Source organism: Spiroplasma endosymbiont of Dromius quadrimaculatus, from assembly GCF_964031155.1.
In the GTDB taxonomy this organism is placed as follows: Bacteria; Bacillota_I; Bacilli_A; order Mycoplasmatales; family Nriv7; genus Nriv7.
Genome location: NZ_OZ035010.1, coordinates 964016 through 986480, shown reverse-complemented (window position 1 = coordinate 986480; position 22465 = coordinate 964016). Strand labels below are relative to the sequence as shown.

Sequence of the window (22465 nt, the reverse complement as noted above, 5' to 3'; positions counted from 1 at the left end):
ATTCCTATTGTTGAAAGTCTAAAAAATAATGTTTATGTCTAGTTTTGAGAGAGCAATCTCTCTATCTGGTGCCTATAGCGGCGTGGCCACACCTGTTCCCATTCCGAACACAGAAGTTAAGCATGCCAGCGCTGACGATACCTTCACGGGGAAAATAAGACGGTGCCAGATTTTTTAATTTATTAATTCACTTTTTTTATTAAAAATATAATACAATTATTATTAACTATTGAATAATATTTTTAATAAAAAAAATGTTAATAAGGTGTTGAGATTAATGAGTCGCAAAGTATCTAATACATTAATAGTCATTATTATTGGCTTTGTTATGTTTTCAGTTACTTTGGGACTTTTATTAAGTTATGTTAATTTTAATCCTATGACTTTTATAACATTAAAACTGATAATGTTAGTTGTAATATTAAAGGTTTAGAAATTTCTGAACAAATTGTTAATGATTCAATTCGTAAAGAAAATTCTTTATTAAATTCTGATGTTTTTCAAGAATTGAAAATTGCTCAACAAGAACGAGGTGCAAAGGGTGAAACTAATTTTGTAATTCGTAATTTAACAAAGTATGATGTCAAATTTTTACGAAATTGTGAAGCACTACTTTTTAAAGAAGCTTCTTTAAAAAGTAGTGAAGAGTTTAATAAAGTTAATAAAAGTTTAACTAATTTTAAAAGTTTTGATGCATTACAAGATGATTTTAATAATACAAAATTGAAATCATCTATTAATGTTGATATTAGATGAAATGAATTATTGGATAATCTTAATAATAGTGATAAAACAATGATGAAAGCAGAGTTACTAAAGTTTTATAATACAGTTGCACATTATTATAAAAAAGATAGTATTTTAAAATTATTATTTATTATTATTAAAATTAATAATTTTAATAATAATACTGTTGCGGTTACAAGAGCAAATGTTGCTCGTTTATGACAATATATGATTTTTTCTAATAATTTTAATAATTATGAAAATATTAGAGATCAATTTGAAAATGGATATTGGTCAGCAAATAATATTACAACTGTTATTGTCCATGAATATGGCCATGCAATTGAAAACTTTTATAACTCATTAGACCATACTAGAGGTAGATTTAATAGTAATTATTATCCTTGTGACGATAAAAATTTAGACCCTTCAAAAGGAAACGGTTGAAAATATTATGCTAATGCTTGTTCTAATTATAGTTCTGTTTCACCTTTAAAATCCTTTAAAAATCGTAGTGATGAAAAAAGAATTCAAACAGCTAGTGATTATTTAGTAGAATGACTTGCTCGTCAAATTGGTATTGAAGAAATTATGCAAAAAAGATTGTTTGCGTGGTCTATTATTAGAAGTAATTATGGTCGAACTAATAGTTTGCGAGAACTTTTTGCTGAAGCTTTTTCACAATGATTATTAACAGAAGAAGAATATAAAACGGTAATGTGAGAATTACTAAATAAGTTTTTTACCCAATTTTTGCCTAAATATGATCCGCTTGAGTCGCCTTCTTATTAAATTTGTTTGGTAACTGTGATATAAGAAATTATGAAATTAATTACACTTTTTGATTTTTAGTTTCATTTTTAGTTAGAAATATTTATAAAATTTTATGAATGTTTATAATGACATTATTACTAATTTGCAAAGGAAGGTGATAAATGAAATAATAGTAATTTTTTAATTCTTAATATTTTTAAATATTAATAAAATTGAAAGGAATATTAATGATGAGAGGTCATTTTTTAGGATTTGCTAGCATATTTATAATGGGTTCATCTATTAATATGCTATATCCAATTATTAATAATGAAATAACAGAAAAATTATGTAAAGTAATAGAATTATCAAAATACAAAGAAGTTATTAAGGAACAAATTGTTGATGAAATTAATTATCTACCAACTTCATCGCAAATTGATGCTGTTATTAAATTTTATAATAAATTGTATGTTCAAGGAATTATTAATATTATTGAGGATAATAAGAAATTAAAAATTGTTCATAATATTTCATTTAGTGAGGAATTTAAATCTTCTTATATTGGGGTTAATAAAATTGATTTTTTTTGGTGAGGATTTAATTTTTATCTTGATGAATCAATTGTTAAAGGTATTTCTATTGGTGGCATAATAAATGGTGGTTTTCAAACGATTGTTGCTGCTCTTAGTAAAGTATTATTAGGGGAAGTGCAGCAGTTGCCCCTGCATTGCCGATAATTGCTGCGGCCTTATTAATTCAGGGTAGTATTATGGCGGAAGTTAGTAATGGATGTGGCACCGACGCTACAATGTCATATTTTTTGTCAGGTATTTTAGTAAATTATTGAGCTCAACCATGTTAAGGAGTAATTAATGGATGCAAAATTAAAACAAGAATTAATGACTCAATATACTAGTAAAAATAAGTTATTAGTTTATAAAATGATTTTATTTTTTATTCTTTTTCTTCAAGGATTGTTTTTAATTTTAGCGATAATTTTCTTGGTATATAATTGAATTTCCATTGCTACGATTTTTGGAATTGGTCTTTTAATGTTACCATATGCTTATTATTTATTTAATCGTTTATATAATCAATATTTTTATGGTTATCGATGCTATTTACAATTAGAAAATAATTCTCAAGTTAATGTTGAAGATTTAGTTTTTTTTAAACATTATCGTTTTAGAAAATGAAAAAAGAAAATTTTATAGATAATAATATATTATAATAATGCTAGAAGTTTCTAGCATTATTATTTTGTTTAAAGAATTAAATCGTAAAATTTATAAATTTTGATTTTATTTTACTTTTTCCAAAATTTTATAGATTTATCATTGAGAATTATATTTTTTTATTATATAATAAAAAAATAAGTTAATACCATTTATTTATTAGAATAATGCATAACTAATAAATAAAATAACTTAGGATGACTTACCTATTAGCATTGAAAAATAGTCAGTTTTTAAAAATAGTTAAAAACTATAGCAGTTTGGGAATGTGTTCTGCAATAAAAAAATGATTGAGGTTTAAACTTTATAAAGTTTAAACCTTTTTACACTTTACTTTATTAATAAAACAAAAATGGAGATTTAAATCATTGAATAAGAATGATAAAAAATAACTTCAATAAAGACTATGAAACTAACAAATTTTTATTTTTTATTACTAAATTGTTTTTCTTGTCCAGTAAAAATTCGATAAATATTTTGATAGTGTCGTAAAATAACAATTAAAACAATCAAACCAACAATTAATTGGGTTCAATAATTAGGCAATAAGTAAGAAAAAAATAACTCGGAGTGATTAATTCACATATTTACAGGCAAATTGTTTATTTGTGTAATTCAAGAGCAACAAAAAATAGATATGGCACATAGTAATGAAGCAATAGAAACAATGCGAATAGTTAGAAATATTGTTCATCATACAATAGTTGCAATAATAAAATAAATCGGATTAAGAAAAAGTGTAAAGCCTAAAAAGGGTCCAACACCTTTACCACCTTTAAATTTATGATAAATTGGCAAGCAATGTCCGAAAACAGCAAAAACAGCACTAATATAAACTGAGCTTTCACTAAGAGTAAAGGTTGGTGAATTAATTAGTGATAGTAATTTTACAATTGCTAAAACAAGACCAATTTTTAAACCATCTAAAATAAGAATAATTAAACCAAATTTGGTTCCCATAATTCTGGCAGCATTAGTAGCTCCGGCATTTTTGGAATAATGGTTACGGACATCAGTTTTAAAATAATATTTACTAATAAGAATTGCTGGTGATAGTGAACCAACTAAATAACCAATAACACATCCTAAGGTTGTCATAATGATTGATGCAGTACTCATATAATCATCTCTTTTCTAATATTAATTATTTAATATTATATTACTATTATAAGGTAATTTTATTATATTATTGTTTAATTTAAAATTTATTGCTTAATTTATAATATAATCATTATATATGGCATAATTCTTATAATAGTTTTAGTCATTAGATATTCAAAGTAACATTATAGAAATTAAGTATTGTACTTAAAGTAGTAATTTTAGAAAAGGAAGATGAAAAAAATGCAAGAATTAAAAATTTTATCGTTTGATAATAATGAACTTCATTTATATATATGAGATCAAGTCAGTAAACCTAAAGGGGTTATGCAATTAGTGCATGGGTCAAGTGAATATACTTTTCGTTATGATGAATTTGCTAAGTATTTAAATGCTAATGGTTGAATCGTTATTGGTAATGATCTTCGGGGACACGGGAAAACGGTTACTGATAAAGACCACTTAGGGTTTTTTAGTGTTAAGGATGGTTGAGATAAGCTGGTATTAGATTTAAAAGTAGTGAATGATTATATTGTTCATAATTATCCCAAATTAGGAATTACAATGTTAGGGCAATCAATGGGTTCATTTTTAGCGCGACATTATGCAACATTATACTCTTATACTATTGAATCATTAGTTATTTGTGCCACAACTTGAAAATCAAAAATGCAATTATGAACTGGTAAATTTATTGCTAAATATTTACAAAAACGACAACCATTACATTCTCCTAGTAATTTTATTAATAATTTAACTTATAAAAAATTTAGTAAGAAAATTAAAGAAAAAGATAATGATTTAGCTTGACTAACTCGTGATAAAAATATTCAAGAAAAATTTAGAAATGACCCCTTAACGGGACAAATATTTACTGCTAGTGCTTTTAAAGATATGTTTACAGGTTTATTGTATATTATGAAAAAGAAAAACATTATTAAAACTCGGAAAACTTTACCAATATTTTTTATTGGGGGAATGAGTGATCCGGTTGGTAATTTTGGTAAAGATGTTGAAAAAACTGCAAGAAAATATCGTCAATATGGTTTTAAAAAAACAAGCATTTTATTATATTCAGGAATGCGTCATGAAATTTTAAATGAAATTGGTAAAGAACAAGTATATCAAGATGTTTTAAATTTTATTAATAAGTATAATAGTAAATAATAATTAGCAACAATAAAGGGGTGAATTAAAATGCTAAATAGCTATGATGAATCTTCAATTCAAGTTCTTGAGGGATTAGATGGTGTTCGTAAACGACCGTCGATGTACGTTGGGTCAAAAGATAGGAAAGGGTGGCATCATCTCGCATGAGAGATTTTTGATAATTCGATTGATGAAGCATTAGCTGGATATTGTAATGAAATTAAGATTACTATTAAAAAAGATGATTCAATTATTATTGCAGACAATGGTCGGGGGATTCCTACGGGAATGCATAAAAAAGGAAAATCAACACCAGAAGTTATTTTTACAATGTTACATTCTGGTGGTAAATTTGATGGTAATAGTTATAAAACATCAGGTGGTTTACACGGTGTGGGGGCATCGGTTGTTAATGCGTTAAGTGAATTTTGTTATGTAACAATTTATCGTGATAAAAAAATTTACGAAATTGGTTTTAAAAATGGGGGTCATTTAGCACGACATTTAAAATTAATTGGTAAAACAGTAAAAACTGGTACTGTAGTTCATTTTCGCCCTGATAGTACGATATTTAATAATTTTAAGTTTTCATATTCAATGATTTGTGAGCGAGCTCGCGAGTCAGCATTATTAATTAGTGGTTTAAAAATTATTGTTGTTGATGAACATAGTAAAAAAGAAGAACAATTTTGTTTTACTAATGGCTTAGAAGAATTTGTTAAATATTTAATCGCTGATGAAAAAATTATTAGTCCAATTATGCTTTTAAAAGGTGAAATGGATAATGTTCAATTAGAAGTTGGGATGCAATATAGTAATGCTTATAGTGAAAATATTATTAGTTTTGCTAATAATGTTAAAACTATTGATGGGGGAACCCATGTTGTTGGTTTTCGTACTGCCATAACGAAAGTTATTAATGATTATGCTAGAACAGAAAATCTTTTAAAAGAAAAAGAAAAAAACTTTGAAGGTAGTGATGTTCGTGAAGGATTAACAGCAGTTATTTCGGTACGGATTCCTGAAGATATGATTCAATATGAAGGACAAACTAAAAGTAAATTAGGAACTAATGAAATTAAAAATATTGTTGATAATATTGTCACTAAACAATTTTCTTTTTGATTACAAGAAAATAAGACTGTTGCTTATGAAATTTTAACAAAGATTATTAAAACTAGAGAAGTAAGAGAAGCTACAAGAAAAGCTCGCGAACAAGCAAGAGGACAACGACAATCAAAAGGTTTAAAAGACCGAATGTTAATTGGCAAGTTAGCGCCAGCGCAAAATCGGAATCCTAATAAAAATGAATTATTTCTTGTTGAAGGTGATTCGGCTGGTGGTACTGCGAAAATGGGGCGAGCGCGAAGTTTTCAAGCCATTTTATCTTTAAAAGGGAAGATAATTAATGCTGAAAAATCTAATTTAGCAACATTATTAAAAAATCCTGAAATTAATATGATTACTAATGCTATTGGTGGTGGCATTGGTGAGCATTTTGATTTAGATGATGTTAATTATGATAAAATTATTATTATGACCGATGCTGATGTTGATGGCGCCCACATTCAAATTTTATTATTAACTTTTTTTTATCGTTATATGAAGCCTTTAATGGCTGCGCAAAAGATTTATTTAGCATTACCACCGTTATATAAAATTAGTAACAAAAAATCTAATGAAATTAGTTATGCTTGAAATCAAAAAGATTTATATAAGCAATTAGAAAAACATACTAAAAGTGAAATTCAACGCTATAAAGGACTTGGAGAAATGAATGCCGATCAATTATGAACAACAACAATGAATCCAGAAACTAGACAACTAGTGCAAGTTACTATTGGTGATCGTCATAAAGCTGAAAAAAAGATTATTACTTTAATGGGTGATGATAGTGATAAACGCAAAAAATGAATTGAAGCTAACATTAATTTTACATTAGAAGATAATTTTGTTATTGCTTCATAAAATGAAAGGAGGAATGAAATGAAAAGTAACAGAAATAGTGTGGTTCATGAATTAGATGAAATTGTTGCTGAACGGTTTGGTTTATATGCGAAATATATTATTCAAGAACGAGCATTGCCTGATGTTCGTGATGGCTTAAAGCCAGTGCAAAGACGAATTTTATATGCAATGAATAATTTAGGGTTATTTTTTGATCGGCCTCACAAAAAATCAGTTCGGGTTGTTGGTGAAGTAATTGGTAAATATCATCCGCATGGTGATGTTCCCATTTATGAAGCAATGGTGCGAATGGCGCAACCTTGAAAGTTAAGAGTACCACTAATTGATGGTCATGGTAATTTTGGTTCCATTGATGGTGATTCAGCAGCGGCAATGCGATATACCGAAACGCGTTTAAATGCAATTTCTAAGTATTTATTACAAGACTTAGATAAAAAAACTGTTGGTTGAACTCCTAACTTTGATGATTCAGAAACTGAACCGACAGTATTACCAGCGTACTTTCCTAATTTGCTTTTAAATGGTTGTATGGGTATTGCTGCTGGTTATGCAACCAATATTCCGCCTCACAACTTATCGGAATTAATTGTTGCCTTAGTTTATCGTCTTAATAATCCTGAATGTTCGTTAAAAGAAATTATGAAAATTATTAAAGGGCCTGATTTACCTACGGGTGGTATTATTCAAGGACGGGATGGAATATTAAATGCTTATAAAACTGGTCGTGGTAAGATTATTATTCGTAGTAAAATGGAATTACAAGGGACACCGCGTCATCGAAAATGAGTTATTAAGGAGTTACCTTATGAAGTTGTTAAAAGTGATTTAGTAACGCGAATTGCGGATATTAAAGAAGAACAAAAACTTAGTGGTATTAAGGATATTATTGATTTAAGTGATATGTCAGGAGTTCATATTGAAATTAATTTACAACAGGATGCTGATGCCGAGACAATTCGGAAATATTTATTAAAACATAGTAATTTACAAGTATCTTATAATCTTAATATGGTTGTTCTTGAAGATAACAAACCAATTTGTGCGGGGATATTAAACTTATTAGATGCTTATTTAAAACATCAATTTGATATTGTTCAAAAAAGAACTAAATACGATTTAGAAAAAGCGATTGTTCGTTTAGAAATTGTTAGTGGTTTAATTAAAGTTACAACAATTTTGGATAAGGTTATTGCTACGATTCGTAAATCAACTGATAAGGCTAATGCTAAGAAAAATTTAATTAAAACTTATCATTTTACGGAATTACAATCAGAAGCTATTGTTTCGTTACGATTGTATCGGTTAACATCAACTGATGTTAATGCTTTAAAAGAAGAGGAAAAATCTTTACAAAAAGAAATTAGAACTTGACAAGAAATTATTAAGAAAAAAGAAAAACAAAAAACTTTGATTATTCAACAATTACAAACTATTTCGCAAGAATTTAATTCGCCACGAAAAACAGTTATTGAGAATATGGTGGAAGAAATTATTATTGAAAAAACAGAAATAATTAATGAAGAAAATATTTTTGTTACGATATCGCGTGATGGTTATATTAAAGTTATTAATGAAAAAGTAGTTGCTAAACAAGATATGAAAGATTATGGCCGAAAACCTTTAGATATTAATGTTGCTTCATTATCAACTACTTCATTAAGTACTTTGTTATTGTTTACTAGTCAAGGTAATTATTGTATTGTTCCTTTACATAAAGTAAAAGAAAGTCGTTGAAAGGATATCGGCCACCATGTTAATAACTTTTCAACAATGACGGGTGACGAAAGAGTTCTTGGTGCGATATTAATTAATGATTTTGATATTCAAGACCAATTTGTTATTTTAGCAACTAAGTTAGGATTTATTAAAAGAACTGTTATTAGTGATTTTAAAGCAACAAGAATATCTAAAGCTTTAAAAGCGATTAATTTACAATCCAATGATGAGGTTGTTGGTTTTGATTTAAGTAATGGTAAAAAACAAGTTATTTTAACAACTAAAAAAGGTTTTGTTGTTAGATATGATGAAAATGATATTGCGATTATTAGTCCCAAAGCTAAAGGTGTTAAAGCGATTAATTTAAAAGATGATGATAAAGTTGTATCATTAAATGTTGTTAATGATGAGCACGATAGTTATGTTTCTTTTACTACAGCGGGGGTTAAAAAAATTAAAATTAATAATATTCCTTTACTACATCGTCCAGCGAAAGGGGTTCATTCTTTTAAAATAACTAAAACTATTATTCCCTATGTAATTACATCGTTTGTAATTCCTAATAATAGTAAAGTTCATATTTTAACTAAAAATAATACGATTGAAAATTTTGCGATTAGTAAAGTTCATTATGGTCGTTTATTAGAAAGTGTTAGTGATTTTTTAGGGGATGTTAATGTGGAATGAATTCAAGATGACCGTTATTATGATTTAAGAAAGCATAATTTACAATCAGCATCATTAATTTCTTCTTTAAAAAAGGATAAAAAAATATCTAATGCTAATGATCAAATATCATTATCAATGGACGATATTTTAAATGATTAATAAATGAAAGGAAACTTATGATTCAAAAAAGTTTTTTAGAAAAAATAAAATTATATGAATGATTAGTAGAAAAGTCACACAGTTCTAATGATTTAAATAAAAAAGGTATTTATGCTTTATATATTCAGTTGCCAACAGTTAAACTTAATAAACTAATTCCTGTTTATATTGGTCAATCAAAAAATAAAAATGGGATTGGTGAGAGATTTAAGCAACATAAAATTCAGTTAAGCAGGTTATTAAAAATGTCACCTCTTGATTATGAAGACCATATTGAGTCTGGAAAACAAGATGGTAAACATTTTTATAGTAAACTCCATGATTTTATTAGAAATATTAATGGTAGTATTAATGATATTAAAATTAAATTATTAGAAGAATTTGTTGAACATCCTAGTTGTAATACCAAAAAATGTTGTTGTTTAGATGAAAAAGAACAATGATGAATTAATGAATTTAAAGCCGAATATTTTGGTTTTAATCAATTAGCTTTTGTTATTAATTAACATAAATTAGTAAACTCTTTAAGAAATAATTATTATGATAAATTAGTTAGCAAAAAATTTATTAATGACATGAAAGTGTTAGGGCAAAAAGTTATCGCTAATCATAATGACGAGTACTTACAATATGGTTATTATGATTTTAATTTTACTAATTTTAAAAGATTTTATGTTTGTTTTGAACGATATCTTCAAAATGACAATTGAAAATGAATAACAACATTTGAGCAGTTGAATGAGGCACTTAAACAGGAATAAAAAATCGGCCATAGGAAAAAAGGAAACCATAAATGAAATTAATTAAAGAAAGAAAAGAATGCAATTAATTTGTCAAATAATAATTTTATCTCGTAAGTAGAACAGTGAAAATATTTTCATTTTGTGAAAATTATATCGTATTTGTATATTTTGGTTGTATGAATTTTTACTTTGTTATAATACTTTTGCTGGAGGTTTTGACAAAGAATGAAAATACAATATAACTGATTAGTACTAACTTCATTAACTTATGACTAATATTATTTTCGTTGTTCAACAATATTCACAAGAAAGTGAGCAAAGTATTGATCAGTTAATTTCTCAAACAATTTTAAATAACATTAATGATTTTGCTAATATTAATTTAACATTATTGGCAAAGCAAGCTTATACTTCAACAGCATCAGTTATTCGTTTTTGTAAAAAATTAGGTTATAGTGGTTATTCAGAGTTTAAATTTGCTTTTTTACAAGCATACAAAAAGAAAAACCCGACTGAGGATGCTAGTTTAAAAAATTGTTTTTCTTGTAATAATTTTTGAAAGGGTATTAAACATAATAATTTTTTAATTAGTGACTTGGATCAAGAAATAGTTGCCAATTATTTATTAAAGCAACAAAAGATTTATTTGTTAGTTGATAAAGTTATTAGTACTAATTTAAAACCATTTATTAAGAAATTGAATCGGTTATTTTATAAAATTAATTTTTGTTTATTTGATACTAATGATTATTTTGTTGTTAATAAAGAAAAGTCTTTAGTTTTAGTTTTTGGTAATAATTTACCTAATTGATTTAGCAAAACAGAACACCTATTTGTGCAATTTTTTAGTCCAATATTTGATTTGAAAAGTGCTTCCTTACAAGCAAAAAATGAATATATCCTTTTAGTATTAATTAAATTGTTTGCGATTGTTTATTCTAAGTAAGTTGAGAAAATAGCGGTGTTACATATAAAATCAAAGTAACCCCGCTATTCATTTAAGATAAATTTATTTTTGCTTTTTCTTAATTTGCTTATCTTGTTCATAATGTCTAGTAATAATTTCTTCAATTTTGTGATAGGAGGTAGTTTTAGGATGCTTTTTGTACTTTGTGGACATAATTTTACGATAGGGACTTATTTCTTCTTTTAATTCATTATATAGTGATTTATAAACTTTATCATTAAAGTCATAATTTTTGAATTTTTTTTCGCCTATCTTTTTAAGTGTGGTAGCAATTTCATTGTTAATAGCATTTTTTAGTTTATTGTAATCAATAATAATAAAAATAATAAAAGCAGTTATTAAAGCAATTGCTAATGCTATTAGTAAATAAGTCATATGGTTTTGCTCCTCTTTATTAAAATATCTTATTTTATTAAAATAATTTATCAAACCGTGTAAGTCATATATCGTTTCCTTTCAAATGATTATATTAATTACTAATTATTATATCAATCATTCTAATATTTTATTGGTGTGAATAATAAAATATGCTATTATTTATATAGTTTAAAAAAATATTAATATTTTTTATAGGAGGAATGATGGTGAGTCGCAAGGTTAAAAAGTTATCACCAAAAATTCAGTTATCACAAGAGCGCTTATCTAAGTTTTTAGGTAAACAATATGTATTGTTAACAATTTTTTGAATGATTTTTACAGCGATGTTAATTTATGTACTAATTTTATTTATTCAAGAAAGAGGGATGGTAAATAATACACCAGAAATTAGTAAACTTTTAAATCAACTTAAAGAGGCAACGCTTACAAATGTTGAGAAACAAGAAATTTATAAGCAATTAATTAAGTTAACTGTTTATCCAATTATTGATTTTTCATTAATGAAATTTGATTTTTTTGGGACAAAAACTGATGTTGTTGATTGAGAAGCGGCTTGGAATGACCGAATCAAAAATATTAATCTTGCTTATTCTTATGTTTTTATTAGTGCGGCGATTGCTCTTATTGCTTTATTTTTTTATATATTAATTAATATTAAAAATCTTCGTAGAAGACTTTTTGAAAAAAAATATCAATTATCAACGGTATATCCCAATAACTACTTTATTTTTAATACTAAAATTTATTTAGATTTTATTACTAGTTTAACAATTGTTTTTTGTTTTTTTAACTTTATTACGACAATAATTGCTATTATTTATGGTATTTTTAATGTTGTGATTTCTACTTTAAATCGCTGAATTTTTAAGGTTGATAGTCCTGCTTTTTTACCACGAAAATGATGGCGCGGTGGTAATTTTGGTTTTTTTGTAATGGTATTAGTTATTCAAAACTCATATACAATTGCTAAATCATATTTTGCAACTCAATTTGATGTTGATATTGATATTATTGTTTCCATAATTATTCCTATTGGAACCATAACTGTGATTGTGGCAATATTTATTCGTAATATGATGGCTGCTAAAGTTACAGCTGTTAAAACGATTATGGTAAGAGTAATGGCATTTAAAATTTATGTTCATTCACAAGATGATAAAGTTTTTAGTGATTATAGTTTTATGCGTGATATGCCAATAATAATTAAAGAAAGATTTTTGAGCAAGACAATTAATAATAAACAGGGATTAGAATTATTAGGTATTATTGATGAAACTGTTGAATTTTTTCGTCTTAACATTAAAAAGCCTGATGAGTTAAATTATATGTTATTTCATCTTTTTAATGATGTTCATGAAATCGCAGAAATTGAGGAGATAAGACATAATATTCTAAAAGTAAAATCTAAGAAATAAAAAATAATGAAAATGGAAAGAGATAATAATGAAAAATATATTTAAACCGCCGGCTGCTAAAGAGCAGTTTAGTAGTGATTTAAAAACTGTTAATAAAAAGTTTAATTTTTTAAGAAATCAAGTATTTATTGTATCAATTTTAGGTTATATGATGTATTACTTTACTCGAAAATCAGTTGATATAACTGGTAGTCATTTAATGGAAACTGGAGGGTTAAGCACATATAATTATGCATTAATGGGAATGTTTTTTTCAATTACTTATGGATGTAGTAAGTTTATTATTGGTGGTTTTGCTGATCGTAGTTCAGGAAGAATTGTGATGACGATGGGATTACTAGTTTCAGCCATCTTAAATATTGCTTTAGGTGGTGTTATTCAAATTGGTAATGGTCAAATTACGGTTGCTCCATTAGTGGTAATGATTATTATTTTAACAGCATTAGGAATATTTCAGGGTATGGGTTGACCAGCTACTGCGAGAATGATGGCACATTGATTTACTGATAAAGAACGATCACCACGACTTGCGATTTGAAATTCCGGACAAGGATTAGGAGCCGCTTTTGCTCCACTAATTATTATTCCTTTAATTGAATTAATTGACCCGGGTGGTACAATTTATGGGTTATATTACTGAGTACCTAGTATTATTGCTTTAATTTTTTTACCTTTGGTTTTTTGAGGTTTGCGAGACCGACCTGAGGCCGAAGGATTACCAACTGTTGAAAAATGAAAAGGAATAACTGAACATGCTAAAGAAAAAACAGAATTAAAAATCAAAGAAATTTTTGTTAAATATATTTTAAAAAATAAATATGTTTGAATTTTAGCATTTGCAAATATTTGAGTTTATGTTTTACGACAAGGAATGTCTTCGTGAGCAATAAAAATTGCCGATGAAATGCATGGTATTAAGTTAAAAGATAGTAAATGATTGTGGTCATTTTTTGAATGATCAGGAATTGCTGGTGGAATATTTGCAGCCTATGGTGCTAGATATTTATTTCAAAATCGGAAAGCACCATTAATGATTTTTGGATTAATTTATTGGTATCGGTGGTCTAGTTATCTTTCAAAATGCTCCTAGAGGTAATATCGCCGTATTAATTACTGCTATAATTGTTGCTGGTTTTGGTGTCTATATGCCACAGGCAATGATTGGAGCAACAGCAATTGAATTAACGAATAAAAAAGCCGCAGCCACAGCTTCAGGACTTACAGGATTATTTGGATATTTTGGAGATGCTGATGCTGTGATGTCAAAACCAGTTGTTGCGGGAATTGCTGGTAATGGTAATTGAGACAATGTCTTTTATTATTTCTATGCTTGTGCGATTATTGCGATTATTGCTCTTGCGTTCTTATGAACTAAAAATCAAGATAACAAAGTTATTTAATAAATTTTTGTGTAATAAAATTGTATGAACGAGGGATATAAATGATTAGAAAAGCAAAGAAAAATGAGAGTTTAGAAAATTTACAGCAAATTGCAACATTAATTTATAATGTATTTGCTAGTAAAGATACCTTGTTATTTTTACCACAAAATAAAGTTAGCGATATTCTTTTCTTTTAAGAACAATATTTATTAGATAATCATTATTACAGTTATGAAAACTATCTTGTAAAAGAAGAAAACAATAATATAATTGCAATTGCTTTAATTGTTAGAGATGATGCAATTAATCAATTGAATGCTAATACTTTAAAGATTTGAAAAGATAAGTTTGGCATTACAAATATCAAACTAGAAAAATTAAGTCAGACAGGAGAATTGTATTTAGAAGTAATTGCTGTTCATCAAGCATATCAAGGAAAAGGTATTGGTACAGATATTATTAATTATATTTGAAATCATCATCACGATAATGATTTAACAAGTTTATCTTTAAATGTTTATTTTGGTAATCATCGGGCTAAAGTTTTATATGAAAAATTAGGTTTTAAACAACATTCAATAATAACTATTTATGGTAAGCAATATTATCATATGGTAAAACCTTTTTAACTAGTTTATAATGACAACATAATAATACACAAGGAGGAATAAATATGGCAAAAGATTTAACCAACCTTAAAGAAGTATTAGATGGTCAATTAGAAACAATAAAACAATATCTTAATCAAGGATATACTGTTTTAGTAGCAATTGAAAAGGGTACTAAAGCCAAAATAGCATTGCAAACAGGATATTCCTATTTATTTAAAGCTAATGTGGAGTTAAAAGAAAGCAAAGCAGATGCCGGAACTTGCCCTTGTGGTGAACCAGCCGATGCCTTGATTTATATGTGAAGAGAGTAATGCTAAGAATTTAGCAAGTAGATAATTTAAAATTGTTGTGTGAAGCAACAATTTTTTATTAAAACTTTAAAAGATATGAAAAAATATTTTATAATAGATAAGAATAAGGAAAGGTGTGTTGAATCAGATGTTAAAACCTTTTGTTAAGTGAGTTGGTGGTAAAAAACAATTATTAGATGAATTAACAAAAATTGTTAATGAGAATTTTAAAAATTATGAAACTTATATTGAACCTTTTGTTGGTGGTGGTGCTTTGTTGTTTAAACTTTCACCGCCTAGTTTTATTATTAATGATCAAAATTCTGAATTAATAAATTTATATAAAGTTGTTAAAGAAAATCCTCAAGAATTATTGAATTCACTTCGTATGTATGAAAAAAATAATTCACAAGATTATTATTATAATGTGAGACAATTAGATCGTGAAGCATTTTATAAATTACGAAGTAGTGTTTCCTTGAAAGAAAAAGTTGAACAAAGTGCAAGATTTATTTATTTAAATAAAACTTGTTTTAATGGAATGTATCGTGTAAATTCTAATGGTTATTTTAATGTTCCTTTTGGCAATTATAAAAATCCAAATATTGTTAATGAAAATAATATTTTAATTGTTTCAAAGTTTTTAAATAATTCAAAAAATAAAATTTTAAATGCTGATTTTGAGTTTGTTTTAAAATTTGCTAAAAAAAATGATTTGGTATATTTTGACCCCCCCTATATACCATTAGAAAATACAAAAAGTTTTACTAGTTATACAAGTAATGGGTTTACATTAGAAGACCAAATAAGATTACGAGATTGTGCATTGAAATTAATTAATAAAAAAGTTAATGTAATTTTGAGCAATTCATATACAGAAAAAACATTTGAAATATATGATTTATTAAGTTTAAACTCTAAATTTAATTATTTAGTAGTAAATGTGAATCGTAGTATTAATTCTAATGGTAAAAAAAGAACAGGTGCTAAAGAAATTATAATATGGAATAAAAAGGAGGAAAGTTAGTCATAAGAAATGGTAGGGGTGGAGCAAATACTAATAAAACAGGTTTAAGTTTTGAAAATTATTTTCAATTTAAAGAAACTTTAGAAAATATTGGTTTTATTCTTAAAATTACAACATTTAAAAATATTTTTAAAATTGTAGATAAGTATGACAAAGAATTAGGATATATGGGTGAACAGCCAAATAGCAAGTTTTATGATTTCTTTGATGATTATTTATCAATAAAGTTAGATGAGAAAATTGATTTACAGGCAGATATTGATGTTCGCTTATTTCCAGATAAGTTTTATTTTGATACAGTTGAACAAATATTATATATAATTGAGTGTAAAACACAAACTGTTAGTGGTTCAACTGATGAAAAGATTCAAACAGCCCCATTTAAAAAATATTTTTATTCACAATTGTTATTAAAATACAATATTAAAATAGAGTTTATTTATGTTTGAAATGAGTGGTTTAATCACAAAAGGTATGGTCTTGTTAAAGAATTTTTAAATCAAAATAATGTAAAATATTTTTTAGATGAAATACCTTTAGCAGATTTAGGCCTTGTCATAAGTAATAATGAAGATTAGGACATAAAAAAATTTACATATTTTGCTACCGAAAATATTTATTTTAGGTTATAATTATTAATGTTGTAAGTATTGCAATATTAATTTGTGATAACTTTAAACGGTTTCAACCGCACGAAATAGGTTATAAGTAGTTTAATCTCACCTAAATTGGCGAGTCTAAGCTGGAGGGTATGTATATATGTCTGCTATTATTTTAAGTGGTGGCAAGCAACTAAGTGTTGAAATGGAACAAGTAATTTGAATTGAAAAAATCGTTGGTGATGCTGGCGATGTTGTTGAGTTTGATAAGGTTTTAATGATTGATGGTAACATTGGTCGACCGCTTGTACCAAATGCTAAGGTCGTTGGTCAAATAATTAAACAAGGTAAAGAAAAAAAGATTGTGGTTTTTACTTATAAACCGAAAAAAAATAGTAAAACTAAGTATGGTCATCGTCAACCATATACACAAGTAAAAATTATTGATATTTTATTAGATGGAGCAAAAAAGGTTTCTAAAGTTGTTGAAACTAAGTCAAAAGCGATGCCGACAGCAGAAATTAGTGATAGTAATAATGGTTCGGGTTCAAATTCAAAGACAGCAAAATAATTATTATCAAGTAATTGTTAGTGGTCATTCTGGTTTTAAAGCAAAGGGTCAAGATATTGTTTGTAGTGCGATTAGTGCTGTTGTTTTTGGAACTTTAAATGCATTAGATCGGCAATGTCAAGATAGTATTAGTATTTCGGTTAAGGATGATATTATTATTAAGGTTCTAGAAGTGCAAGCTGTTAATCAAATTGTGTTGAATACAATGGTTTATCAGTTACAAACTATTGCTGAGCAATATCCACAAAATATAGAAATTAAGGAGATATAATTATTATGATGAGATTTAAGTTAGATATTCAATTTTTTGCCTCTAAAAAAGGTGTTGGTTCTAGTCGTAATGGTCGTGAATCACATTCTAAACGATTAGGTACTAAGTTAAGTGATGGACAATTAGCAAAGACGGGGATGATTATTTATCGGCAACGGGGAACTAAGATTCATCCTGGAAATAGTGTTGGTCGTGGTGGCGATGATACTTTATTTTCTTTAATTAACGGTGTTGTTAAATATGAACGCTATGGTAAAAAGAGAACGAAAGTTTCAGTTTATAAAAAATAGTCTTTTTCTTTGTTAAATTAAATATTATGAGAAGCAACAAGTTAATTCTTGTTGTTTTTTGTGCTAAAATATATGCAAATATGTGAAATTAGAAAGGGATACAAATTATGAAGGATAGTAAATATCAATTTAGTTTTGAAGTGGGAAAATTCTTAGAAATTAATATTATTAAATGAGCTGTGCTAGTGGCAATGGTTGATTAGCGATATGAAAAAGTGATTTAAATTTAAAATGCCAACGGCATTTACCATTTTATTTTTAATTATTATTATTTTAGTTTTTTTATCTTGAATTCCGGCGGTTGCTAAAACGCCAGCAGGAATTATTGATATTTTTTGAGTTCCGATGGAAAGTTTTACTAATAAAGGTCGGGCATCAATTATTATCTTTGTATTAATTTTAGGGGCTTTTGTTAATGTGATGATGAAAACTCAAGCTTTAGATGCTTTGATTGGCAAGTTAATTTCTAATTTAAAAAATAAGGAGTTGTGGTTAATTCCGATTTTAATGATTTTCTTTTCCGTTTCAGGAACAACATATGGGATGGCAGAAGAGACATTAGGATTTTATGCTTTAATTTTACCAATTATTTTAGCTGCGGGATTTGATGCTTTTACGGGATTATTAATTATTTTGTTAGGAGCTGGGATTGGTGTTTTAGGTTCAATTATTAATCCATTTTTAATTGGTACTGCTGTTCAGGCTGCAATAGATGGTGGAATTGTTGGTAAGTTAGCAGTAACTACAGGAATAGTTTGAAGAGTTATAATTTGAATTGTGATGACAACGGTGGCGATTGGTTTTGTAATGCTTTATGCTTATCGTGTTAAAAAAGATAACCGTAATTCAGTTGTTTTTTCAATGCATAGTGAACATCAAAAAATTTTTAAAAAATCAATTTTAGAAGTGCCATTAACAAAGCGAAGAATTGTTTCATTAATCTTGTTTGCTTTAGCATTTGTAGTAATGATTTTTTATTTAATTGCTTGAAGTGAATTTGGTATTAGTATTTTTAAAGAATTTGGGAAAACAATTAATACTGAAGTGCCATATATAACCAAATTTATTCCGGGAGTTGGTGTAGGTGGTTTATTAGAAGTTTCTTCGTTCTTTTTAATTGCGACAATTATTATTGGTTTTGTTAATTGAAAATCAGAACAAATGTTAGTTAATGATATTTTACAAGGAAGCTCTGCTATTTTATCTGTTTGTTTAGTAATTGCATTAGCTGGTGGAATTACAGTAATTTTACAACGCACAGGAATGCAAGAAATTATGATTGCGGGAATTAAAAATAGTATTGTTAATTTACCACAATGAGCTATTCCTTTAATTTTATATTTTTTATTTGTTCCCTTATCATTTTTAATTCCTTCTGCTAGTGGTTTTGCAACAGCAGTTTTTAGTATTATTGCTCCTGCATTAGGTGTCGGTTTAACATCAGGAGCAATTACTAGTTTTAGTTTAGCATCAGGAATTGTTAATTTAGTAACCCCAACTTCTGGTGTTGTTATGGGAGCTATTGCTCTCTCACATATTTCATATGGTTCATTATTAAAAGGACTTTGACCTTTGTTAATAGTTATTATGGTATTATCAATAGTATTTTTAGTAATTGGTTCATTAATTGGACAACCAACATTTTAATGCCAGAAAGTTGGGTATATTAAAACTTAAAAGAATAATTAAATAATTATTCTTTTTTTATTTTATTTAGAATTTTTTTAAGTTATAATATTTAGAAAATAATTTGTGAACATTTTTTCTAAATTAATATGAAAAGATATATATTTTAAAATATCCTTTTAATAAAGTTAAGTACTACTAATAAAGTAATTATTTTAGGAGGTGAACTAAAGATATTAATTTTAATAATATATTAAAATTTTGTGATTTTAACATCAAGGAGACAAAATATGCAAAATATAAAAGTTATGTTAATTGCTTTAATAACTTCTAGTATATTATTTAATTATTCTAATATTAATGTTAAAAGTGAAGTTATTAAAAATGTTACTCTTGCTAAGGCAACTACTAATATGTATCGTCAAAAATGTTAGGTCGCATTTAGTTTTCTTAGGTATTTTTTAAAAAAGAAAAAATAATCATTTACTATAAATTATTTCAATATTCAAATTAAGTATATATATCCTATGTACGATTTTTGTTGTAAAAAATTATTTTAATATTGTTTTTGTAAGCATTTTACTTAGGTTTTATAACCTTTTATTAAGATTATGTTTGTTAATATTAAATATTTTGTTTTATTACTTATTTTTTAAATAAAAAGGTAATCAATTTTTAGTTGCTTTTCTTTCAAAATTATTTAAACCTTTTCCTACCTAACAAAACTTTATGCGTCCAAAATATTTGACTTAAATTTATATAGTGATAAGCATTATAATCAACCATATCTGCCATACTATGATCAACATATCCTTCATAATCTATTTGAATCTGGGAATACTTATTTTTAAAATCATTTCAATTGCTGGCATAATCTAAAATATTAATATAATAATATGGTGATTCTACTTTTTCTGTATAAGCACCACTTCAAGTTCCATCAGTTTCAACATAAATATCATCATTTCAATTAATATTTTTTGTAAAACTTGGGGCTGTTGGGTTAAAACTTTGCTTTGCATTTTTACTGATAATTTGTTCTTGCTTTGATATCAAAAATTTATCATTGATGGTTGATTTAAAAATAAGTGGTTCACTTATACTGATTGTAGCTGTTAATAACAATGACACCAATATAGTTTTTTTAATAGCATATAACCTCCTTTCTCTAAAATTTAAAAATCATTTTTATATTCCTCCTTACTGTTTATTAGTATTGATTAAGAAACAAAACACAATATAATATTCATAATTAAAATACCAAAAATTAAAAATAGTAGTGGTAAGATTAATAAAATAAATAATTTTTTACCCTCGATTTCTTTTTGAAACACAATAAATCTAGTTATTATTTGTCATAAAATAGTTATAGTAAATAGTACAAATATTGCTATAAGTTCAATTTTTCAGTTCATTAAATTTACTTCTTTCTTTAAAATTTAAAAATAATTTTTATTGAAATATAAAAACCACGCAAATGAAGGACCGCGTAGTAGATATTGTGCAAATTCGTTTTTTGAATTTATAAAATCTGGAATAATAAATATTAAAAATTTGAATACTTTTTCCATTTTATTTCAAAGTTGGATATATTAAACCAAATCATAACCCAATCACTAACACAAACAACACCAAACAACCTATACTAACATAAAATATTATTTGGCAAGTTTTTTTGTATTTCGTTAACTCAATTTGTTTTTTCATTTTTTGCACTTTAATACCTAGAAACTTTCATAAACAACCAAGCAAACCAATTACAGCAATGGTTCCCACCATTCCCATTATATTGTTTAACATCATTTACACTTCCTTTCTTTTTTATCTCTTATTTGTGGTAAATAACTTGTCAAGTATTCGTTTCAAAATTCTCATGTTTTTGTTTGCATGTTTTGTTTCGTTAATAACCAATATGCAAATCCCTCTGCCAATAACTCATCATCATCACTTAATCCATAATTACTGTTGGCAAGTATCTTTAACACTTTTTCTTTGTCTAGTTCTGCAAATTTATTTAAGTTATTAATTTTTTGTGCTAAAAATTGCTTTAAATAAAAAATATGATTGATTTTAAATATTTCTCAATCATAAAAATAAAAGATATGTCCTAATTCGTGGATTAAAATATGAAAAAAGTTATTGGTTGTAAATTGTCCTTTGTGTCATTCATTATTTATTGTTTTTTCAAATGTACAAGATAAAATCTTTTTGTTTAGCAAAATAGTTTGGTGATTATTTGTTTGTCCCAAGACATTATTATCACCATCAATCACATTTTTAATTTCTATTTTCCTTAAAATTTCATTGATATTTGTTTTATTTCAAATATTTGCAACAAAATTATAAAACAATAAAATAAGTTGTTTTAAATTATCTTGGTATTGTTGACAAATATTATTAAGTAAATTTTGTCAGTAATTTTGTTGTTCTAATTTTCAATAACCTTGTAGTTGTTTATAAGTACTAAATTTTGTTTTAAATTTCATTGATAAATTATTATCTGCTTTGCTTAAAAAAGCATTTGTTAGATGTTTGATAGTATCTGTCTTATATTGATTAAAGAAAATTCCTTTATAACCTCGCTGTTGGATTAAAACAGGGTGGGGCAAATATCTTTTTTCTAAATCAATATTGGTTTTTAAATTAACTTTTAACTCATTTTCTGTATTGAGCGAATGCAGAGGTGGTTTGTTATTTACAATATTACCACAACTAAACAATGTCATTGTGTTTGTACACGATAACGAAAATATCGTCAACAAATTAAGTAATTTTTTCATCCATTTTTGTATTTCCTTTCTCTTTTAACAAAATAA

27 protein-coding genes, 1 rRNA gene and 1 other annotated feature are annotated in these 22465 nt (G+C 26.3%); of the genes, 23 read left to right on the top strand and 5 right to left on the bottom strand.

Translation table 4 applies throughout. From position 1 onward, the window contains the following. Window positions 1-64: 64 nt before the first annotated feature. The 4 genes from rrf to AAHM88_RS05575 all read left to right on the top strand — a co-directional run bounded on the left by rrf (window position 65) and on the right by AAHM88_RS05575 (window position 2696). A 5S ribosomal RNA gene (rrf, locus tag AAHM88_RS05590) occupies window positions 65-171 on the top strand. 336 nt (window positions 172-507) lie between these two features. Next, window positions 508-1518: a hypothetical protein gene (locus AAHM88_RS05585; RefSeq protein ID WP_342262519.1), complete on the top strand. Its 1011-nt coding sequence runs from the start codon at window positions 508-510 to the stop codon at window positions 1516-1518. Between the two features lie 209 nt (window positions 1519-1727). Next, window positions 1728-2219 (top strand): hypothetical protein, encoded by a 492-nt coding sequence (locus AAHM88_RS05580; RefSeq protein ID WP_342262518.1) that lies wholly within the window; start codon window positions 1728-1730, stop codon window positions 2217-2219. 135 nt (window positions 2220-2354) lie between these two features. Further along, entirely contained in the window at window positions 2355-2696 is a 342-nt protein-coding gene (locus AAHM88_RS05575; protein WP_342189899.1) for a hypothetical protein, read from the top strand. 444 nt (window positions 2697-3140) lie between these two features. On the opposite strand, the gene plsY is transcribed toward AAHM88_RS05575, so the two are convergent. Continuing rightward, entirely contained in the window at window positions 3141-3836 is a 696-nt protein-coding gene (gene plsY / locus AAHM88_RS05570) for a glycerol-3-phosphate 1-O-acyltransferase PlsY (RefSeq protein WP_342262517.1), read from the bottom strand. Window positions 3837-4061: 225 nt separating this feature from the next. Here plsY and AAHM88_RS05565 point away from each other — a divergent pair, with 225 nt between their 5' ends. The 6 genes from AAHM88_RS05565 (at window position 4062) to AAHM88_RS05540 (ending at window position 11168) form a co-directional block, all read left to right on the top strand. Continuing rightward, window positions 4062-4985: an alpha/beta hydrolase gene (locus AAHM88_RS05565; RefSeq protein WP_342262516.1), complete on the top strand. Its 924-nt coding sequence runs from the start codon at window positions 4062-4064 to the stop codon at window positions 4983-4985. Window positions 4986-5015: 30 nt separating this feature from the next. Next, the gene (gene parE, locus AAHM88_RS05560; RefSeq protein WP_342262515.1) at window positions 5016-6935 is read left to right on the top strand and encodes a DNA topoisomerase IV subunit B; all 1920 of its coding nucleotides are present in this window, start codon (window positions 5016-5018) and stop codon (window positions 6933-6935) included. 18 nt (window positions 6936-6953) lie between these two features. Then, entirely contained in the window at window positions 6954-9479 is a 2526-nt protein-coding gene (gene parC, locus AAHM88_RS05555) for a DNA topoisomerase IV subunit A (RefSeq protein WP_342262514.1), read from the top strand. A 17-nt stretch (window positions 9480-9496) separates the two neighbouring features. After that, complete coding sequence (locus AAHM88_RS05550; RefSeq protein ID WP_342262513.1) at window positions 9497-9985, top strand: hypothetical protein; 489 nt, start codon at window positions 9497-9499, stop codon at window positions 9983-9985. A 69-nt stretch (window positions 9986-10054) separates the two neighbouring features. After that, complete coding sequence (locus AAHM88_RS05545; RefSeq protein WP_342262512.1) at window positions 10055-10240, top strand: hypothetical protein; 186 nt, start codon at window positions 10055-10057, stop codon at window positions 10238-10240. A 250-nt stretch (window positions 10241-10490) separates the two neighbouring features. Next, window positions 10491-11168 carry a hypothetical protein gene (locus tag AAHM88_RS05540; RefSeq protein WP_342262511.1) on the top strand — a complete coding sequence of 226 codons (678 nt, stop codon included), beginning with the start codon at window positions 10491-10493 and terminating at the stop codon, window positions 11166-11168. A gap of 63 nt (window positions 11169-11231) precedes the next feature. Here AAHM88_RS05540 and AAHM88_RS05535 read toward each other — a convergent pair whose 3' ends face one another. Continuing rightward, complete coding sequence (locus tag AAHM88_RS05535) at window positions 11232-11564, bottom strand: hypothetical protein (protein ID WP_342189905.1); 333 nt, start codon at window positions 11562-11564, stop codon at window positions 11232-11234. Window positions 11565-11770: 206 nt separating this feature from the next. On the opposite strand from AAHM88_RS05535, the gene AAHM88_RS05530 reads away from it, so the two are divergent. The 13 genes from AAHM88_RS05530 (at window position 11771) to AAHM88_RS05470 (ending at window position 20083) form a co-directional block, all read left to right on the top strand. Next, complete coding sequence (locus AAHM88_RS05530; protein ID WP_342262510.1) at window positions 11771-12982, top strand: hypothetical protein; 1212 nt, start codon at window positions 11771-11773, stop codon at window positions 12980-12982. Window positions 12983-13010: 28 nt separating this feature from the next. Beyond that, window positions 13011-14072, top strand: coding sequence for an MFS transporter (locus AAHM88_RS05525; RefSeq protein WP_342262509.1), 1062 nt, complete (start codon window positions 13011-13013; stop codon window positions 14070-14072). A gap of 55 nt (window positions 14073-14127) precedes the next feature. After that, window positions 14128-14382, top strand: a complete 255-nt coding sequence (locus AAHM88_RS05520; protein ID WP_342262508.1) for a hypothetical protein — start codon at window positions 14128-14130, stop codon at window positions 14380-14382. 41 nt (window positions 14383-14423) lie between these two features. Next, the gene (locus AAHM88_RS05515) at window positions 14424-14561 is read left to right on the top strand and encodes a hypothetical protein (protein WP_342262507.1); all 138 of its coding nucleotides are present in this window, start codon (window positions 14424-14426) and stop codon (window positions 14559-14561) included. 9 nt (window positions 14562-14570) lie between these two features. Continuing rightward, window positions 14571-14993, top strand: a complete 423-nt coding sequence (locus AAHM88_RS05510) for a GNAT family N-acetyltransferase (RefSeq protein WP_342263327.1) — start codon at window positions 14571-14573, stop codon at window positions 14991-14993. Window positions 14994-15037: 44 nt separating this feature from the next. Continuing rightward, window positions 15038-15286: a hypothetical protein gene (locus tag AAHM88_RS05505; protein ID WP_342262506.1), complete on the top strand. Its 249-nt coding sequence runs from the start codon at window positions 15038-15040 to the stop codon at window positions 15284-15286. Between the two features lie 127 nt (window positions 15287-15413). After that, window positions 15414-16292 carry a DNA adenine methylase gene (locus tag AAHM88_RS05500; protein WP_342262505.1) on the top strand — a complete coding sequence of 293 codons (879 nt, stop codon included), beginning with the start codon at window positions 15414-15416 and terminating at the stop codon, window positions 16290-16292. A gap of 167 nt (window positions 16293-16459) precedes the next feature. Continuing rightward, window positions 16460-16870, top strand: a complete 411-nt coding sequence (locus tag AAHM88_RS05495; protein ID WP_342262504.1) for a hypothetical protein — start codon at window positions 16460-16462, stop codon at window positions 16868-16870. Between the two features lie 98 nt (window positions 16871-16968). Continuing rightward, window positions 16969-17041 (top strand) — a sequence feature (ribosomal protein L21 leader region). A 10-nt stretch (window positions 17042-17051) separates the two neighbouring features. Then, complete coding sequence (rplU, locus tag AAHM88_RS05490) at window positions 17052-17462, top strand: 50S ribosomal protein L21 (RefSeq protein WP_425289535.1); 411 nt, start codon at window positions 17052-17054, stop codon at window positions 17460-17462. Further along, window positions 17428-17733, top strand: a complete 306-nt coding sequence (locus AAHM88_RS05485; RefSeq protein ID WP_342262503.1) for a ribosomal-processing cysteine protease Prp — start codon at window positions 17428-17430, stop codon at window positions 17731-17733. The genes rplU and AAHM88_RS05485 overlap by 35 nt, the downstream gene beginning before the upstream one ends. Window positions 17734-17741: 8 nt before the next feature. Next, window positions 17742-18023: a 50S ribosomal protein L27 gene (gene rpmA / locus AAHM88_RS05480; protein WP_338968963.1), complete on the top strand. Its 282-nt coding sequence runs from the start codon at window positions 17742-17744 to the stop codon at window positions 18021-18023. Window positions 18024-18230: 207 nt separating this feature from the next. Further along, entirely contained in the window at window positions 18231-19670 is a 1440-nt protein-coding gene (locus tag AAHM88_RS05475; protein WP_338968833.1) for a YfcC family protein, read from the top strand. Between the two features lie 269 nt (window positions 19671-19939). Then, the gene (locus AAHM88_RS05470; protein ID WP_342262502.1) at window positions 19940-20083 is read left to right on the top strand and encodes a hypothetical protein; all 144 of its coding nucleotides are present in this window, start codon (window positions 19940-19942) and stop codon (window positions 20081-20083) included. A 262-nt stretch (window positions 20084-20345) separates the two neighbouring features. Here AAHM88_RS05470 and AAHM88_RS05465 read toward each other — a convergent pair whose 3' ends face one another. The 3 genes from AAHM88_RS05465 to AAHM88_RS05455 all read right to left on the bottom strand — a co-directional run bounded on the left by AAHM88_RS05465 (window position 20346) and on the right by AAHM88_RS05455 (window position 22429). Continuing rightward, window positions 20346-20780 carry a hypothetical protein gene (locus AAHM88_RS05465; RefSeq protein ID WP_342262501.1) on the bottom strand — a complete coding sequence of 145 codons (435 nt, stop codon included), beginning with the start codon at window positions 20778-20780 and terminating at the stop codon, window positions 20346-20348. 441 nt (window positions 20781-21221) lie between these two features. Continuing rightward, window positions 21222-21452, bottom strand: coding sequence for a hypothetical protein (locus AAHM88_RS05460; protein ID WP_342262500.1), 231 nt, complete (start codon window positions 21450-21452; stop codon window positions 21222-21224). After that, window positions 21443-22429 (bottom strand): hypothetical protein, encoded by a 987-nt coding sequence (locus AAHM88_RS05455; RefSeq protein ID WP_342262499.1) that lies wholly within the window; start codon window positions 22427-22429, stop codon window positions 21443-21445. Before AAHM88_RS05455 ends, AAHM88_RS05460 begins: the two co-directional genes overlap by 10 nt. Between the last annotated feature and the right edge of the window lie 36 nt (window positions 22430-22465).